12 protein-coding genes are annotated in these 17,736 nt (G+C 54.1%); 4 read left to right on the top strand and 8 right to left on the bottom strand.

The features are described 5' to 3' along the window. Positions 1-311 precede the first annotated feature (311 nt). The 7 genes from VQ830_RS24395 to VQ830_RS24365 form a co-directional block, all read right to left on the bottom strand. Positions 312-743, bottom strand: a complete 432-nt coding sequence (locus tag VQ830_RS24395; protein WP_337270768.1) for an organic hydroperoxide resistance protein — start codon at positions 741-743, stop codon at positions 312-314. Between the two features lie 327 nt (positions 744-1,070). Continuing rightward, positions 1,071-4,094: a hybrid sensor histidine kinase/response regulator gene (locus VQ830_RS24390; protein WP_337270803.1), complete on the bottom strand. Its 3,024-nt coding sequence runs from the start codon at positions 4,092-4,094 to the stop codon at positions 1,071-1,073. 381 nt (positions 4,095-4,475) lie between these two features. Then, positions 4,476-4,886 carry a response regulator gene (locus tag VQ830_RS24385; protein WP_337270767.1) on the bottom strand — a complete coding sequence of 137 codons (411 nt, stop codon included), beginning with the start codon at positions 4,884-4,886 and terminating at the stop codon, positions 4,476-4,478. After that, positions 4,876-8,283, bottom strand: coding sequence for a CheR family methyltransferase (locus VQ830_RS24380; RefSeq protein ID WP_337270766.1), 3,408 nt, complete (start codon positions 8,281-8,283; stop codon positions 4,876-4,878). The genes VQ830_RS24385 and VQ830_RS24380 overlap by 11 nt, the downstream gene beginning before the upstream one ends. Positions 8,284-8,319: 36 nt before the next feature. Beyond that, on the bottom strand, positions 8,320-9,024 hold the full coding sequence (locus VQ830_RS24375) for a PAS domain-containing protein (protein ID WP_337270765.1): 705 nt from the start codon (positions 9,022-9,024) through the stop codon (positions 8,320-8,322). A 61-nt stretch (positions 9,025-9,085) separates the two neighbouring features. Further along, positions 9,086-11,050 (bottom strand): hybrid sensor histidine kinase/response regulator, encoded by a 1,965-nt coding sequence (locus tag VQ830_RS24370; protein WP_337270764.1) that lies wholly within the window; start codon positions 11,048-11,050, stop codon positions 9,086-9,088. A 276-nt stretch (positions 11,051-11,326) separates the two neighbouring features. Then, positions 11,327-12,178, bottom strand: a complete 852-nt coding sequence (locus VQ830_RS24365; protein ID WP_337270763.1) for an Ivy family c-type lysozyme inhibitor — start codon at positions 12,176-12,178, stop codon at positions 11,327-11,329. Positions 12,179-12,464: 286 nt separating this feature from the next. On the opposite strand from VQ830_RS24365, the gene VQ830_RS24360 reads away from it, so the two are divergent. The 3 genes from VQ830_RS24360 to VQ830_RS24350 all read left to right on the top strand — a co-directional run bounded on the left by VQ830_RS24360 (position 12,465) and on the right by VQ830_RS24350 (position 15,318). Beyond that, the gene (locus tag VQ830_RS24360) at positions 12,465-13,169 is read left to right on the top strand and encodes a YoaK family protein (protein ID WP_337270762.1); all 705 of its coding nucleotides are present in this window, start codon (positions 12,465-12,467) and stop codon (positions 13,167-13,169) included. A gap of 113 nt (positions 13,170-13,282) precedes the next feature. Further along, positions 13,283-13,984, top strand: a complete 702-nt coding sequence (locus VQ830_RS24355) for a dihydrofolate reductase family protein (RefSeq protein ID WP_337270761.1) — start codon at positions 13,283-13,285, stop codon at positions 13,982-13,984. A 434-nt stretch (positions 13,985-14,418) separates the two neighbouring features. After that, positions 14,419-15,318, top strand: coding sequence for a PhnA-like protein (locus VQ830_RS24350; protein WP_337270760.1), 900 nt, complete (start codon positions 14,419-14,421; stop codon positions 15,316-15,318). Positions 15,319-15,377: 59 nt separating this feature from the next. Here the strand turns inward: VQ830_RS24350 and VQ830_RS24345 are convergent, their stop codons facing one another. Further along, positions 15,378-16,154 carry a phosphodiester glycosidase family protein gene (locus VQ830_RS24345; protein WP_337270759.1) on the bottom strand — a complete coding sequence of 259 codons (777 nt, stop codon included), beginning with the start codon at positions 16,152-16,154 and terminating at the stop codon, positions 15,378-15,380. A gap of 238 nt (positions 16,155-16,392) precedes the next feature. Between VQ830_RS24345 and VQ830_RS24340 the strand changes: the two genes are divergently transcribed. Further along, entirely contained in the window at positions 16,393-17,730 is a 1,338-nt protein-coding gene (locus tag VQ830_RS24340; protein ID WP_337270758.1) for an MFS transporter, read from the top strand. The last annotated feature ends 6 nt before the right edge of the window (positions 17,731-17,736 follow it).

Raw genomic sequence — 17,736 nt, 5'->3', positions numbered from 1 at the left:
CGTCCAGCAATATTATTAATATATACTTATCATAAACACTCGGATGCTCGCACGACTCCAGCTTATTTTCCTATGCTGTTATCATTTACGACCATAGCTCTTCCGATGTTCTTGCTGAGTGTGAGAACTTTTACGATTCCGATATCATGCCGGTGATCTGCTTAGGCTCTGTGAAGCGTTGAGGATCAATCGGCCAGGAAGACAGTTGAACCTGTCGTTCCAATCAGAACGTGGTGGAAGGCCTCCACCTGGATACGAAAAAGCCGGCTCTTGCAGGAAGAGCCGGCGCAATTTCGAAATGTTGAAGACAATTAGGTGCGGACGGTGAAGTCTACGTCTACGCTTGCTTTGATTGCGTTCGAATAGGGGCAGATGTCGTGGGTTACTTCCACGAGATGCTTGGCGTCGGCGTCCGACATGCCCGGCAGATAAACATCAAGCGCCGCTGTGATCCCGAAGCCGCCTTCAGAGCGCGGGCCGATTCCGATCGTCGCCGATACGGTAGATCCTTCCGGAACCTTCGTCTTCAGCTGTGATGCGCCAACGCGCAATGCGCCGAGGAAGCATGCGGAATATCCCAGTGCGAAGAGCTTTTCAGGATTTGCTCCGTCGCCGCCTGGACCGCCTAGCTCTTTCGGAACAACGAGTTGAAGTTCAAGCGTGCCGTCGGCCAAAGAGGTCTTGCCGTCGCGGCCGCCTCCGGTTGCTGTTGCGCTAGTCTTGTACTTGGCATCAACTGACATAAGTCTCTCCTTGACTTTAGGGTAATGGGCCATGTCCCGAACCCCGATGACGTCAACATAGACATCGCCACATCAGACGTCAATAGTGCAAAATTAAATTGTTCGCAATTTAATTTGAGCGACCTATTGATCGCTCCATACTGGCCTTTGAGACGGTCTGATGCAGTTCTTAAAGAGGCAGCTCTTTGCATACAAACGGCTGCATAACATCCTGTGCCCTCTGATCAGGCTCGTGATGTCATTAGAGCAAAGTATGACTTTGATCTGCGAGTACTTACATGCAACGCAGGCCGCACTGAGCGCTGGCAGGGCTCTGCCAAAAGCGCGTCAGGCGTCCAGTTGCTGCTCACCGATGACACGCAAATCATCTGGCTCACCGTTTTTACCGGGCTGGACGTTCCGTTCCTCGATGATCGCGGCCAATCCCTCGGCATCATAGGGCTTCACCAAAATAACTGCGCCCTGCTCGCCGCGGATCGAGGTCGGATCCCCTGTCGCATAGATAATCATCGCTGACGGGCGCAGCAGCTTTGCTTCTGCAGCGAGCGATGTGCCTGAGGCACCCGGCAGATTAACATCCGTCACGAGAACGTCGATTGGGATCGTCTGAAGCGCGGTCTTGGCTTCTTCGGCACTTGCTGCCTCAACGACGATCAAACCAGACTGCTGCAAGATTTCGGCAGTGTTCATTCGAATTAACGCATCGTCTTCGACGAGAAGAACCGTCTGTCGGCTGACCTTTGGCGTCTCAAAAACAGACGCCTCACGTGTCTCGGCAGTCTGTTTTTCCGCCGGCACATTCTTTACCGGTTCTGCCGTTTTCAAGCGTTGAGCTTGATTGGCCAGAACATGGCGAAACTTCCGCGCCAGCGCCTCGCGCGTATAGGGCTTCGACAAAAGTTCGACGCCCGCATCAAGCTTACCGCCGTGAACGATTGAGTTTTCCGTGTAGCCAGATGTGAACAGGACGGCGATGTTCGGCAATCTCTCGCGAGCTTTGCGTGCAAGTTCAGGGCTCTTCAACTGGCCTGGCATCACAACGTCGGTAAAGAGAATGTCGATTGGGATACCGCTGTCGATAACCGTCAAGGCGCTTGCCGCATCGACTGCCTTCAGCGTCCGATAACCGAGATCTGTCAGCATGGCGATGACGGTTTCGCGCACTTCTGCGTCGTCCTCGACGACAAGTACAGTTTCCGTGCCGCCAACGATCGGCCCGTTATCAACAACAACCTCTACGTCCTCCGCTTCATGCGCGCGCGGAAGATAGAGCTTCACTGTCGTTCCATGACCAACTTCGGAATAGATCTTTACGTGGCCTCCAGACTGCTTGACGAAGCCATAGACCATCGAAAGGCCAAGGCCCGAACCCTTACCTTCCGCCTTGGTCGAAAAGAACGGTTCGAACACCTTATCGATGATTTCAGGCGACATGCCCGAGCCTGTGTCGCTCACCGCCATCATGACGTACTGGCCCGCCGTCACCTCATCGTGGCTACGGGCGTAGTCGTCGTCGAGATGTGCATTCAAGAGCTCGATTGTCAGCTTGCCTCTGCCGTTCATCGCATCGCGTGCGTTGATCGCAAGGTTAAGCAAAGCGTTTTCGATCTGGGTCGGATCGACGAAGGTGTTCCATAGCCCGCCCCCGACGACCGTCTCGACCTCGATCGCCTCGCCGATGGCGCGACGGATCATGTCGTCCATGTCCCGCACGAAACGGCTGATATTGACGACTTTTGGTTCAAGAGCTTGCCTGCGCCCGAAGGCCAGCAGTTGGCTTGCCAATTTTGATCCGCGTGCCACGCCTGCCATCGCATTGGCAATTTTCGTCTGGGCTCGATCGTTACCAGCCACCTCTTTGGCAAGCAATTGGAGATTACCGGACACCACCTGCAAGAGATTGTTGAAATCATGGGCAACACCGCCGGTCAGTTTGCCCACCGTCTCCATCTTTTGCGCCTGCGCCAGCTTCGTTTCGGCGTGACGTCGCTCTGCGATTTCCGCAATGACGCGGGCTTCCAGCGTTTCGTTCAACTGACGAAGCTGCTCTTCAGCGCGCTCCCGATGCCGGACCTGGCGGGCAAGAACAGTGGCCTGCTCTCGCAACGCCTTCTCCGCCGCACGCTGATGCGTGATGTCCGTATGAACACCCACCCATTCGATGATATCGCCAGCGTCACTGATGATGGGCAGCGCGCGGATGGCAAAGTCTCGCCACGCGCCGTCATGCCGGCGAACGCGATGCTCATGCACATACATCGTTCGGTTGGCAACCGCCTCGTTCCAGGTCTCGACCGAGGATTCTTGATCGTCGGGATGGACGGCTTCCGCCCAGCCGAACCCCTGATACTCATCGAATTTTTGACCCGTAAGCGCCGCCCAACCAGGTTGCTCGCCATTCATGCGACCATCGGCGCTGTTGGTCCATAAAATACCGTGAACGGCGTTCATGGCAGTCCTGAAGCGGCTATTGCTCATGGCCAGCTGCGCTTCGCGAACGGCCCGGTCTTCGACGTCAATTCCCAGGATATGTACGCCTGGGATGGTGCCATCCGCCTCGATATTCGGCACGTATCGAACTTCAAATCGGCGTGGTGAATGGCCAGCACGCGGCATATCGGTTTCGACCGTGACTGTCTCGCCGGCCAGTGCCCGGTCAATATCTGGCTTACGATCCTGAAAGAGCTCCTCGCCAATGACGTCACTGACGGAGTGTCCGACGATCTCTTTTGGAGCTTTTCCGAACCAGTCTTCGTACATCGCGTTTGCAAATCGGTAGGTGTACGATCGGTCAACATAAGCAATCATCATAGGAACTGCATCGGTTACCCGGCGCAGTTCCGCCTCGCTATAGGCTAGACGGGCCTCCATCGCGATACGATCACTATTGTCGATCACCGTACACATAACGCCGTTGATCTTGCCGTCAGTTTCATAGACGGGCGTGTAGAACAAATCGAACGTAAAAGTGTGCGGCTTTCCACCTCGGATCAAAGTCATGGATTGATCGTGAAACGAGCGCAACTCGCCGCGCAATCCGCAAGCAATCATCTCCTTGTTCCAGTCCCAGATCTCGGGCCAGACGTCCATAACACCACTGCCAAGAGCAGCGGGATGCTTATCTCCAGCAATTTCGCGATAGGCATCGTTATAGATCAGAACGTGATCCGGTCCCCACATCAGGACCTTAGCGACAGGGGAGTTGACGATATTGGCGACCGTCGAGCGAAGCGAAGACGACCATTCCTCCAAAGGCCCGAGCGAGGTCGAGGACCAATCCATCTGTCGGATCAGTTCTCCGCAGGCGCCGCCGCCGATGGGCCATGCTCCGCTTGAGAGGCGCGTCGACACAGTCGAGGCGTGAAGCATGCGTAGAGCAGCTTCAATCGCCGTGCTTTCGTCTCGATAAGCACCTGAGGTAAGGCAATCACTCAAAAATGCCTCGCCTTCTGAGGAAAGCGACAGCAGTCTTTTCAAAGGCTCAGGCATGTCTTCTCATGTCGCGCTGATGATATGGAGCTCGCTTTTGCCACAACATCTGCAAGCAAGCTACTGGATCATGCAATAAAACTAAAATGTTGAAATAGAAATCTTCCATCGAATTTCAACATTTCAGGATTGGCACCACGCTCGAACCGAAAATGAGAGATCTCAAATCGCCGACCTATACGACCGCTCGCCCTTGCAACAATGCGGCTACTGGTTTGCCGGATACCTAAATTCCGTCGAACGTCAGTGTTCGACGGTAGCAACACGACGCATGGTATGCTCGGACATGCCTCGAGAGCGGCCTTCGATCAAGCGATCCGCTTCTCGAGAAAGCGTCTCTGGGAGGCAAGGCTTTCCATAAAAGGATGAGCCCGGATATCTGCGCCTCAACTCCTCAGGATCAGCATGGCCGGAATGAAAAATGAATGGAATGCCGGCTTCATGAAGCTTGTCTGCAACAGGGAAAACGTCGCCGTCGATCAAACGGACATCCAAAATTGCACATGCCGGCTTATGGTTCATGAGGTAGCTCAGCGCCTCGCGATTGCTGGCAAAGGGCCCGACCACGTCCCACCCGTCATCTTCAAGAGTCATCTGGATATCAATAGCGACAAAGAGTTCATCTTCGACAAGCAGTACAGTTTTATGCGTCATATCTCACCGAAGGTGGCATTGTTAGGCAATGTTGCAAAGTAGGCCCACTGGCCGAGGTTTCAATCTCCGCCCCCAATTGCTTTGCAGCAGTCTTAAGTAGGATGGTACCAAAACCTGGTTTTCCGGGGTATGAAACGTTTTGTGTGCCAGTTTCGTTCCATAAAAGTTTGTTCGCCTGATCTAATCTTTCCCAAGACACCCGAAGTGTTCCGCCCTGTTGGCCCAGAACCCCATGCTTGACAGCGTTTGTCGTCCATTCATGCAGGATCAGCGTCAGCGGCGTGATGCGGGCCGCAGCAATCGGGAATGTGTCGGAGGAAATGGAAATGTCAGCCTGCCGGCGGTAGGGAGCGAGAATCACATCTAACAGCTCGGATAGCTCCACAGCCTTGGTTCTCTTCTGATTGGATGCCAGAGAGTGAGCATTTCCAAGAGCCAAAATTCGACCTTCAATATCCTGCGCTAGTGCTTTGGCCGTCTCGTGCTGACGGGCAGCCATTCTCAAAATACCGCCGATCATCGCGAAGAGGTTCTTCACGCGATGATTCATTTCGTTGAGCATCAGCTCTCTTGCTTCAGCAAGCTCGTTTTCCGCGGTGACATCGACGCTTGCTCCGATGATCCGTCTCGGAGACCCCTCCGCAACATCGCGCGCGAAGGATTTCACCCATCTGGTGCTGCCATCGCGCATGTTCGGGCGCAGTGTGAGTTCAAAGCGACTGCTGCCACTCTCGATGCGACCGAGCGCTTCAAGGAACCGCTGCCGATCAACTTCATTCAACCCGGAAAGATAATCGTCCAATGATAGACGCTCACGGTCGACATCGAGCAGTTGCTGGGCATTGTGACTGAAGATGAATTGCTTTTGGTCGAGCAGGAATTCCCAGACGCCGATCCCGGCGGCGCTGATCGCAAGATCAAGCCGTTCACGTTCCGACGCCAGTTGGCTCTCGATTTTCATCGCATGACTGATATCGGTCAAAACGATCGTTGCACCATCGATCGATCCATCGGATGTCCGGTAAGGCAGGATGCGCAGCGTGAAGGTCTTGGTTCTATCGCGGCTCATCAAGGTGTCGCGATACTCGACCCCCTCGTCCATAACGTTTGGAATACGTTCGATATACTCCAAGGTCAAAAGCTGGCTTGCGACATCTGAAAGAGGTCGTCCCCGATCGCCCGGCTGAAGTGGGAATACCTCGGTCGCCGCTTTGGTGAATGAGCGTATGCGGATGTTCCGATCGAGCACAATGACAGCAAGATGGGTCGATTCGAAAAAGTTGCGCAGGTCGGCATTAGCGACGGTCAGTTGCTCGATCTTGTTTTTGAGCTCGTCATTGACGGTGGTCAACTCCTCATTTGTCGACTGAAGCTCTTCGTTCATCGACATCATCTCTTCGTTGGAGCTTTTCAGTTCCTCGTTGGCGGTCTCCAGCTCTTCCGTCGCAGCGCGCAGCCGATACTTGGCGGCGCGCAGTTCGTTTTCCAACGCTTCCACATGCCCGTTGCTGGGCTCCAGTTCGATCAGTTCTCCGTCGTCCAGAGGCGCCAAAGATCCGGTCTGCTGAAACACAAAGAGGAAGGTACCGTCATCAAGCGGATCACAGATGATCTCGCTGTTCAGCGCGCCAAACTCGGTGATCACCTCGACGTCGCGCGCGATAATACGCCTTTTTGCATGGCGAGCCTGCCGCGATAGTGGTCCAAGCCGCTCGCGCACGCCCGGTCTTGCCAGCGAGGCAGCGCTTGTCTCGTTGGAACGAGACACAGGAAACTCGAAAAATCGGCTGAGCTTTCCGTGGGCCGCGATGATCTGCCCCTCGTTGTCAAGCACAACGCTCGGCGGCACGTATCGCTGCATCAAGCGGCTGATGATCAAATCTTCATTGTTGCGCCGGCTCTCCGCCTCGGTCTCAGCGAACGGCCGCCTGATGCTACGCTCGCGCCGATCTCCTGGCAATGGGATGGGATAGACGGGGGACCCAGGCAGGCGCTCAAAGAGTCTTGCCTTTTGATCTATGACCGAAAACACGTTGTCATAGCGACCGACACTCTCCGATGAACCCAGAAACAGGAACCCGCCGGGCCGGATCGCGTAATGCAGAAGCGGCATCACTGTCTGCTGCAGTTTTTCGTCGAAGTAGATCAACAGATTGCGGCACGAGACGAGATCGATCTTCGAGAATGGTGGATCCTTGATCAAACTGTGGTTTGAAAAACGGATCATGTCACGTAACTGCGCCGTAAACCCGAACCGCTCCTTATGAGACACCAAATAGCGCTCTTGAAGATCAAGCGGGATATCAGCGAGAGAGGCTGTTGGATAAAAGCCTTCGCGCGCGATTTGCAGCATGCTCTCGTCGATATCGGTCGCGAAGATCTGAACATTTGCCGGCACATCATCGATGCGCATCGCCTCTGCAAACAGCATGGCGATGGAATAGGCCTCTTCGCCGCTGGAACAGCCGGGAACCCAAACACGGATCTCATCGTCCTGACCTACGGCCTTAATCAGAGGATGTACGACCTGATCGGAAAGGACATCAAACGAGGGTCGATCGCGAAAGAAACGCGTGACGTTGATGAGAAGGTCTCTGAACAGCTGATGACATTCGGCGGGTTCTGATTTGATATAGGCAAGATAATCAGATCCGTTCTCAATTCCAAGGACGTGCATGCGTCGCTCGACGCGGCGCAAGAATGTGGTGCGTTTATACCCCGAAAAGTCGTGGCCGACGGCATTGCGAAGCGTCCTGCAAAGTTCGTCCACATGATCGGCGACAAGCACATTCTGTACCTGATCGCCGCCCTTGCTCTGCCTGAAGAAGAACGTTGCGATTGAGGTCAGCATTTGACTGGGCGGTTGAATGAAATCGACCAGACCGGTGCCTATTGCCGACAAAGGCATGCCGTCATATTTGGCCGTCGTCGCATCCTGCACGACGCAAAGGCCGCCGTTTTCCTTAATGGCGCGCAGTCCAATCGTGCCGTCAGCGCCCGTTCCGGACAAGATCACGCAGGCTGCATTGGCCTGCTGATCATTCGCGAGTGAGATAAAAAAATCGTCGATGGGCCTGCGCAGACCGCGCGGCTGAGCGAAGCTCTTGAGCTCGAGACGGCCCTGATCGATCAAGAGACCGTAACCGGGAGGAATGATAAAGACGGTATCGGCCTCTATCCTTTCCCCGCCCTCGCATTGCCGAACAGTCAGCTGGGTGTGCCTGCCAATCAATTCCGCCAACATGCTGTCGTGATGTGGATCAAGATGCTGAACGACGACAAATGCCAGCCCGGTTGGCACTTCCGCCACGCTGAACATCTCTCGGAGTGCCTCAAGACCTCCCGCGGAGGACCCTATCCCGACAACCGGTACTGCTTCGCTCTTTTGTTCAGTCACATACAATCCTTCAGCGTGCAGCACTGGCGAAATTTATCAATACGGGAAATCTCTTTCCAATTCTGCTAACGTCACCTTCGCCTGCGCAATCGTTGTGGCCGAATTTGCGATTGTCGCGAGGCTACCCTCCAGAACAACCTCATGCGGCTGAAGAAGCGGCTTCAACTTGGCAATGACATCCCCAAGCTGCCGATCGTATGTCTGCAACAGGTCTGGATGACTACGACTGATATCGAATTGTGACGCAAAGATATAGCGGGGTTTATTATTGCCTCCGAGCAGTTTCGACATGAAAAGCAAGTTGACGAAAGGCGTTCCATCCTTGCGGAAGTTGACGATTGGAGTTCTAACAGTCTTCGCGCTGCCGGTTAAAAACGCGCGCAATTTTTCTCGCGGCTCACTATTTTCGGCGCTGCGTCCCTCGGAATTGGTCTGGAGAAAGCGGCAGTTGCGGTCGATCACGTCGTCTGAGCTATAGCCCGTCAGAGTGCAAAACTGTTGATTGACCAATACGAGCTGATGATCGTCGCTAGCTCTGGCCAAGGCCAAGGCGATGGACGACTGACGGAAAAAATCAGAGAGCGGAGGATCAATTTCAATATCTGACATAATCTGCCCGTTTTCAATTTCACGTAGACTTATGTCAAAATCACCGGACGATAAACCTGATCTCGGCCTAACGTCATTGTTTTTGCCTGTCCGCTGGCTCACAAATACATTGAAAACCGCTTCAAGCAACATAAACCCGCGCCAAAAAGAACAGCTGGAAGCGCTGCGCAATCATGCCATCGCCGACGAAGCGTTATTTTCCATAGTCTGGCGCAATGAGCGATAAGAAATCGGAAAGCTGCTGCTGACTGAAGGGTTTGCCCAGACGCGCAACACTGGCATCCATGCCACCTGGAATTTCTAAGAACCCACTAGCAAGAATGACTTTAACCTCAGGAAAACGGTTTCCTATGATGGTAGCCAGTTCTGCCCCCGTCATTCGAGGCATGGAGTGATCGGTGATAACTACGTCCGGTCGGGGGGTCGTTTCGAGAAGTTGCAAAGCCTCTGCTGCCGATTGCGCCTGCACGACAGAATGCCCCAAATCTTCAAGCATCAGGACGGTGTTCATCAACACCAATGCATCATCATCGACAGCTAGAACCCGCAGCGAAGCATTGGACGCATGGTCTGCACTTGTCTCCTGCTTGATGTAGGGGAAAGCTTCATCCGCTTGCCCGCTCCGCAGTTCCTGGTTCGAGACCGGAAGCCACAATTCGGCGCTTGTCCCCTCCCCCAGAGCGGATTTTAGAACCAACCGTCCGCCCGATTGCGCCATCAAGCCCTGCACCATGGAAAGCCCCAGACCCGTGCCCTTGCCAACGCCCTTTGTCGTGAAGAAGGGGGTGGCCGCATTCTCAAGAGTCTGAACATCCATGCCCTCGCCCTCATCGGTCACGGACAGGCAAACATAATCGCCGGCGCAGAGATCGGGAATCTCGCCGCGGTTTAGAGCACGTTTGCGGCCTTCTATAGATATTGTGCCGCCATCACGCATCGCATCTCGCGCATTCACAACGAGATTGAGGAGAGCGCTTTCGAGTTGATTGGGATCCGACCAGACCGGCGGCAAGGTCAAGGGAAACGTGATTTTCATGTCGATGGAAGGCCCGATGGAGGTCTGCAGCAACTCTGCCATCCCCGACACGAGAGCCGGCAATGCAACAGGCTCCAGCTTGAGATCCTGCTTACGCGAAAAGGCCAGCAATCTTTGCGTGAGCGAAGCGCCGCGTTTTGCGCCTTGTATGGCATTGTCGATCAGCCCCACGACATTTTGGCCCTCAAGCGCTCTTTTTCGGGCGATCTCCAGACTTCCAAGGATGGCCATCAGCAAATTGTTAAAGTCATGGGCCACGCCACCCGTCAATTGGCCCACAGCCTCCATCTTCTGCGACTGAAACAGCTCTTGCTGGGCGCGCTCCAAAGCCTCCTGTGCCTGTCGCTTCTCGGTGATGTCACGCGTAATTTTTGCAAAGCCGATGACGTGTCCATCGTCGCTTTTGATGGCGTCAATGATGACATTAGCCCAAAACCGTGAGCCATCTTTGCGAACACGCCACCCTTCACGTTCAAACCGACCTTCAAGGCGAGCCGTCTCCAAAGCCTTCTGAGGAAGTCCATCACGGCGATCTTCTTCTGTATAAAAGCGCGAGAAGTGCTCTCCAACGATTTCGTCGGGTTCATATCCCTTGATGCGATGCGCACCTGCATTCCAGCTCGAGACATGACCTTGCAGATCCAGCATGTAGATCGCGTAATCCGTTACGCCCTGCACAAGAATGCGAAACTGATCCTCGCTGCGCTTCAAAAGCTCCGCAGCTGTCTTTCGTTCTGTCAGGTCGCGCGTGATCTTCGCAAAGCCGATCAGCTGGCCATCGCTGTTTCGTATAGCCTCAAGAATAACGTGAGCCCAAAACCGTCTGCCGTCTTTGCGAACACGCCATCCCTCGGATTCAAACCGCCCCTGCGCCTCGGCAGTTTTCATCGCTTTTGCGGGAAGTTTGGCAGCCTTGTCTTCCTCCGTGTAGAAGCGGGAGAAATGCTCGCCTAGAATTTCATATTCTTGATAGCCCTTTATACGCTGAGCGCCTTCGTTCCACGTCGAAACATGGCCTGACACGTCAAGCATATAGATCGCGTAGTCGGTGATGGCATCCACCAAAAGCCTGTAACGGCCTTCCAGGGAGCCCTCCTGCAACGAAGCGGCATGCGCACTCATGCAGTTCTTCCTCAAAAAAGAAGCTGATTCGTCATAGTCTTAATTGAACGCAATTCAACCAATCAACCTCATCGCAAAGAAGGTACGATAGCAGACAAGGATTTCGCTTGAGATCTTCCGGCGTTACACCGATGGATCTCATAAACGCGCCCACCCTTTAACACACAGCTTTCAAAGGCCTTAACGGTCTGACATCATTGCGCTGTTCGCGCCAGTCGCGCAAGTATATTCCTAAAGTATTTCCTGTGATGAAGTAAGAGACGGATTTGCTTCGTTCTATTTGAATGTCTGGGCCCAGTCCCGGAGCTTCATTTTCGCGTTCGACGGCCATGTATTCACCGGCGGGTTTACTTTGATCTTTTGATTGAGCGGCTTCCACGCCAGGAAAATTTTCTTCGATGTGAGGTCGGCAACGACGATGCCTTCCTCGGAACCGCAATTGTGCGGGCTGCAGGCGGTCTCTACGAAAATGTCTCCGTCGTGGCCTCCTTCACCGGAAGTTCCGCTGAGAATGCTTCTGACGAGTTCTTTGTCGCTCCCCGCAAGACGGTCTATTTGGGACGCGACATCTGCGTATCCAAGCAGCCCATCTTGGCTTAGTCTTGCATGAGCTTCGAGCTGAGCCCAGCCTTTGGAGGTTTCAGCGACAAAAGGCTTGTCCTGCAGTTTTTTAAATCCAGCAGTCGTCGTCCATTCCCATCGGTCTGCCGGCCATCTTGGCGTTGCCTCCGTCGAAAAAAACAACTTTCCCTCCAAGAGCTTCACCGTCACCGTTGAGCAGCTATCGAGCGGACCATCCAGCCGAGGCATTCCGGTTTTGGGAAGTAGGATGACAAACGGTTTGCTGTCGCACGCATTTCCGCCATTGGAAGCACTTCCGACAACCACCCCGAAACCGTCGATTTCGTGTACCTCGTCAAGAGCGACTATTGCGTCTGTCACCAATGTTTTGTCATCGATTTTAAGAGCTTGCTGACCCTCGGCATCTTTGTCAATGACGACTTGATGCCCATACAGCGTCCTGTCGACATCTTGAGAGTAGCTATTCGGCGGGGATAGAAGCGCAAAGGCAGAGGCAGCAATGACCATGCCAGATAACCTTCTTACCGCTTCTTTTCTTCCGGACATGTTCATAGTTTCCCTTTGTTGTGAATGAAGACCAGTTCGCCAGGTTGCAAACAGCCGCTTCTCAATCATGCACAACTACAAGAAGTTTTGTTAAAAAAGCTAAAGGCAACGAGTCATGCGAGCGTCTCCTGCTTTGCGTAAAAGCGCGTCTTCTGTAACCTTCGCGAAGGTTGTTTATCACCCCGGTCGATGACTCGCAGCCCTTGCGCAACGCATCGAAAAGATGAAGATCCCTGCTTGGGCAGGCGCATGGGTCTGCCGTGGGGCGAAGTGCAGGACTGAATTCATGCTGGTGAGCCAGGGCGCAGCCCGTAACGAACGGGTCAATCTTCATTTAGCATGCTATTTGGCCGGTATCGCGGGCGCGCTCAACGCGGCGGCCTTTTATTCCGTTGGCTTTTTTTCGGCGAATATGACCGGAAACGTGTCGACCCTGTCTGACCATCTTGCAACGAAACAGTGGCTGTCGAGCATTTTCTACTTCGCCATTGTCATCACGTTCATCTCGGGAGCTACCCTTTCCTCGCTCTTGATTAACGCTGGGCTGAGGCGACGAATTCGCGGCATCTATGCGCTCAGCATTTTCACTGAAGCCAGCATCCTTACACTTCTTGGGTTTGCAGACATCCTGCTTGAAAGCGATTGGCGCTCACCCTTCATCGTCATCGGCCTTGCCTTGCTCATGGGACTGCAGAATGCCACGGTAACACGCATCTCCAATGCCCGCGTAAGGACCACCCATGTTTCCGGGATGGCGACCGACATCGGTATCGAGTTGGGAATCGCAATCGACATTCATCGCGGCAAGGCCGAAGAATTGGATGCCATCGAAAATCGCGCCAAACTGCGCCTGCATCTTTATACCATCTTGTCGTTTCTTGCCGGCGGGATCATCGGCGTCCTAATCTATCAGGCGATCGCCGGCTATCTTCTCTTTATTTGTTCGGGCCTCCTGTATCTTGCAGCCATAGATGGACTGCGCCGCCGCTGAAACTGTCTATCGATCACGCCGCGAGGCGCGAACATGATCCCTCTTCTGCCCAATGCGCTGTTCGCTTGATCTTTTTGCTCTAGATCATGGTCCAGCATCGAAGGGATCGAGAAATGAAGCCATATATTATCTGCCTTATGTTGACCTCTCCGGATGGAAGCCTCCATCCCAGCCGATGGACCTCAAGCCCGGACGGTACAAAGGCCGATTGGTCGAAACTCTACGAGAAGATACACGCGGAGCATCACGGTAACGCATGGATGGTCGGCCGGGTCACCATGGCAGAAATCTCCAAGGCCGAAGCGCATCCTCCACAGAAGCCTGTTGACGTCGAAAGGCCGTTTCACATCGCCAGGCGGGATGCAGGATCATGTGCCATCGCAATCGACAAAAGTGGCAAACTTCATTTTAGCAGCGGCGAACTTTACGGCGACCATGTGATCGTCCTGCTCGGCGCCGATGTGCCAGATAGCCACCTCGCGGAGCTTGCTGCAGACGGGGTGTCGTATCTGGTCTCTGAGCATCGGGAGATGGACATAGCAAAGATGCTTGATTGGCTCGGACGCGAGTTCGGCATAAAGCGCCTTCTCCTGGAAGGCGGAGCGGCAATCAACGGCTCGCTACTTGCCGCAGGCTTGGTTGATGAACTGAGTTTCCTGATCGCACCGGCGCTTGAGGCACGCAGCGGCAGCGACCGCGTCGTTGAATTCGGGACGGAAGGACTGGGCGGGAAGACGTCCCTTTCGCTGATTAGCTGCGAAACGCTTTCTTATGGCGCCCTGCATGTCAGATATAAGGTCCATCCACCAGTCTAACCCATACTGAAGATCGTTTGATCTACAAGGTGCGCGGTAGAAAGCGCACCCCCCAAACAGATGCATACCGCCTTCATATTTAAAACCCTGCATCAACGTAACGAGAGTCCTCCTTGACGGTTGAGGAGCGACCCCAGGATTTGTGAATTGGCGGTCATTTCACGTGATCCAAAAACCAGAGATATTTCTAGTGTTGGTCATAGTTCATATATCTCCCTGCCGACGGCGTACAAATGTGTAATTTACGAAATATTAAACAAATATTATTTGGAGAAATATCATAATTTATGCACACTCAAAGGTTGTCGACTTTAGGAACTGAGTATCATTGAAGTATATGTCTTTGAAATTCCGTCTAAGATATCGGAACCATCTTAGTATAACTACGTTACTCGGCCACTCACGCTCCCGTGAGTTTTAAGGAGTTTGACGTAATGGCAGAGCAATTTTCCGTGGCATCGGCCTACGGCCGTGATGTAAATCCGTTCTTCAATTCTGCACTTAACAGAGTTTCCTGGGGCGCCGTCTTCGCGGGTGTAGCAGTAACACTTGTCTCGCAGTTGCTGCTCAATTTGCTGGGAGCCGGCATCGGCGCGGCCATCATCGACCCCATGTCAAATAATAATCCTACAGCCACAACCTTTTCGATCAGTACGGCCGGCTGGTTCATCGTGAGCGGCATCGTGGCGTCCTTCGTCGGCGGCTATGTTGCAAGTCGCCTGTCCGGTCGTCCCATCCGATCCACGGGAGCTCTTCATGGCGTAACATCGTGGGCCGTCACGACTTTGCTGATCGTTTACCTCCTGACCACCTCGGTCGGCAGCGTCATTGGCGGGGCTTTCGCTGGCATCGGTAATGTTGTTTCAGGAAGCGGTTCAGCCATCGCAACAGCTGCAACGGCCGCGGCTCCGGCCTTGAGCAACGTGACCGACCCATTTGCGGGGATCGAGAAGAATATCCGCAATGCGTCCGGCGGAAATGATCCGGCGGCTTTGCGCGATGCCGCGGTTTCCTCCGTTAAGGCAGTGTTGACCGGTGACCAGGCGCAAGCCGAAGACGCCCGCAACCGCGCCGCTGATGCTCTCGCACGTGCGCAGGGAATTCCCGTCGACCAGGCAAAACAGGAAGTTTCTCAGTACGAACAGCAATATAAGGATGCCATTGCCAAGGCAAAGCAGCAGAGCGTCCAAGCTGCACAGACTGCAGCCTCGGCATTTTCGACCGGCGCTATTGTTGCGGTCGTGGCGTTGATTGTTGGATGCATTGCCGCTGCAGTCGGCGGGGCAACCGGTACCACGCGCGCTTACCGCGACGACGTGATCGTCAACAGCTAAGATTTAGCAGATTTTGAGAGGGCCGGCGCTGTCGGCCCTTTCTCCTTTTTGCGGCGTCGTTATTTAATCAAACCGATAATCGGGCCATAGCCACCATGGCCGGACTGATCTTCTCGATTGATCGAAGGCTCATAGAGCCCCGTTCCACGACCACCGTCGAGAAAAAGAGCGTTTGCACACTTTAGACGATCTTTAAAAAAGCTGGCAAAGTCATAGAAATTCACGCGGTCATTGCTGATTGCAAACCTGACCATTCCGTCATCGCAAACACCGACGCCGCTGCGATACGTACGATCGCTCGACTGGCGAATGAAAATCGGAGAAATCTTGCCATCGATCACAAGCATCGGGCCTGATTGCGTAGCGAAAGAAACTTTCGGCTTCTTGTCCAGGAAAGCTTCTGTCGGCAGGATCCCCGCTGCCCCATCGCCGATGAAAAAGATGCCATTCGGTTTCTTGTAAAAATTTGGGACCGATCCTGGATCGCCTTGAAGCGTCTTCGTGTTAGCAGGGACGAGTTCGCGGCCCTCTTCCACGTAAAGTCCGACAGGCGTAAAGTCGTCGGAATACATGCCGGCATTCATGGCGAACACGAGAGACTTGCCTTTCGCAGCGGTCGCTCCCGCAAGCTCGGAGAAACGTCGATACGGGTTCTGGGCAGTATCTTTCCAAAACAGTCTGATCGTATCAGTTTTGGGATCGGCTGAACAAACAACATATTGAACATCGTCGACGAGGTCAGAGCGACACTCCCCGGCCGTCGCGCCTTGCGCAAGAAATAGACCCGCCAGAAAAACTGCGTTTTGCCTCCAGCTTTGATTAACTCCAATCCGCATCTGTTTCCTTTCCGCTGCGAAACGTCTGAGGCATACCTTTCTCGCGCCGGACCAGGCGTTGTTCAGCGCTCAATCCGGTCTAATTACCCTATGCGTCTATACTGGGGCGAGCCGGCCGTGATTCTGCGCAAGACACATATATCAGGGACTGGCGTAATTCACTGATGTGGCATATGCATTCTGGAACCTGACAGTTTTCAGTTCGAGTAGGGTGTCAGGACCGTGGGAGCGAAACATCATGACAACAATTACGATGGAGGAAGCGCTCACGCGTGCAGGCGCGGGCGCCTATCAACGACGCTTGATGGGTATCTTCGGCCTCGTTTGGGCTGCCGATGCGATGCAGGTTCTCGCCATAGGCTTTACCGCAGCTTCCATAGCAACCACTTTTCATCTCCAGGAAGGAATAGCCGGCGCACTTCAAACGGGGACAACATTCTTCCTTGGCATGCTGATCGGGGCTCTCGGGTTCGGCAAGCTTGCAGACCGCTTCGGTCGACGTAGAATATTGCTGATTACGGTGGCCTGTGATGCGGTGTTCGGCACGCTGTCCATTTTCGCGCCGAGCTTTGAGCTTCTTTTAATCCTGCGTTTCCTGACCGGAGCAGCCGTCGGTGGCACATTACCTGTCGATTATGCGATGATGGCAGAATTCCTGCCGGCGCGGCATCGCGGGCGCTGGCTGGTTTTGTTAGAGGGTTTCTGGGCTATCGGTACTTTGATCGTCGCTCTCGCAGCATGGCTGATCAACCTCTCCGGATTTCCGGACGCCTGGCGCTACATCTTCGCTGTGACTGCGGTTCCAGCCATCATCGGCATCGGCCTTCGTCTCATGGTGCCTGAATCACCGCTTTATTTGGTCCGCATCGATCGTCAGACGGAAGCAAAGAGGATTATCGATCAGATGCTGAAGAAAAATCGGAGACTGCCGCTGACGCCGGGCGCTCAAATTGTCTCCCCTCCGATCGAAGCCTCCAAAGGCATATTTTCTGCCGGGCTTCGACGTAGAAGCATCCTCATCCTATCCATATGGCTGCTTGTCTCGATATCCTACTACGGCGTCTTCACGTGGATGCCAGCCAAGCTTGCGGCTCCTGTCGAAGCAGGCGGGCAAGGCTTCGGCTTTGTGCGCGGTTACGGTTTCCTCGTCATGATCGCTCTGGCACAGTTGCCGGGTTATGCTCTGGCGGCCTACGGCGTGGAGCGCTGGGGTCGAAAACTCACTCTGATTTTGTTCTGCCTACTTTCGGCAAGCGGCTGCCTGCTGTTCGTCTTGGCACCGTCCGCCAATCTTGTCGCCTGCGCTCTGCTGGTCATGAGCTTTGCGCTGCTCGGAACATGGGGTGCCCTCTATGCCTATACGCCAGAGCTTTTTCCGACCAAATCAAGAGCCACCGCGATGGGTGCGGCTGGAGCGATGGCACGTTTCGGCGGCCTCCTCGCCCCTACCGCGGTAGGCTCATTGGTTTCGCATGGACTGACATTGACGATCGCGAGTTTCGCCGGGCTTCTTTTGCTTGCGGCGTTTGCTAGCGTTTTCATCGATCAGGAAACGCGCCAGACCTCCCTCAGTTGACGCGTA

Origin of the sequence: Oryzifoliimicrobium ureilyticum (genome assembly GCF_037199735.1) — a bacterium.
Taxonomy (GTDB): Bacteria; Pseudomonadota; Alphaproteobacteria; order Rhizobiales; family Rhizobiaceae; genus Rhizobium; species Rhizobium ureilyticus.
Note: the sequence above shows the minus strand (reverse complement) of the source record. Positions and strands in the feature narration are given on the sequence as shown.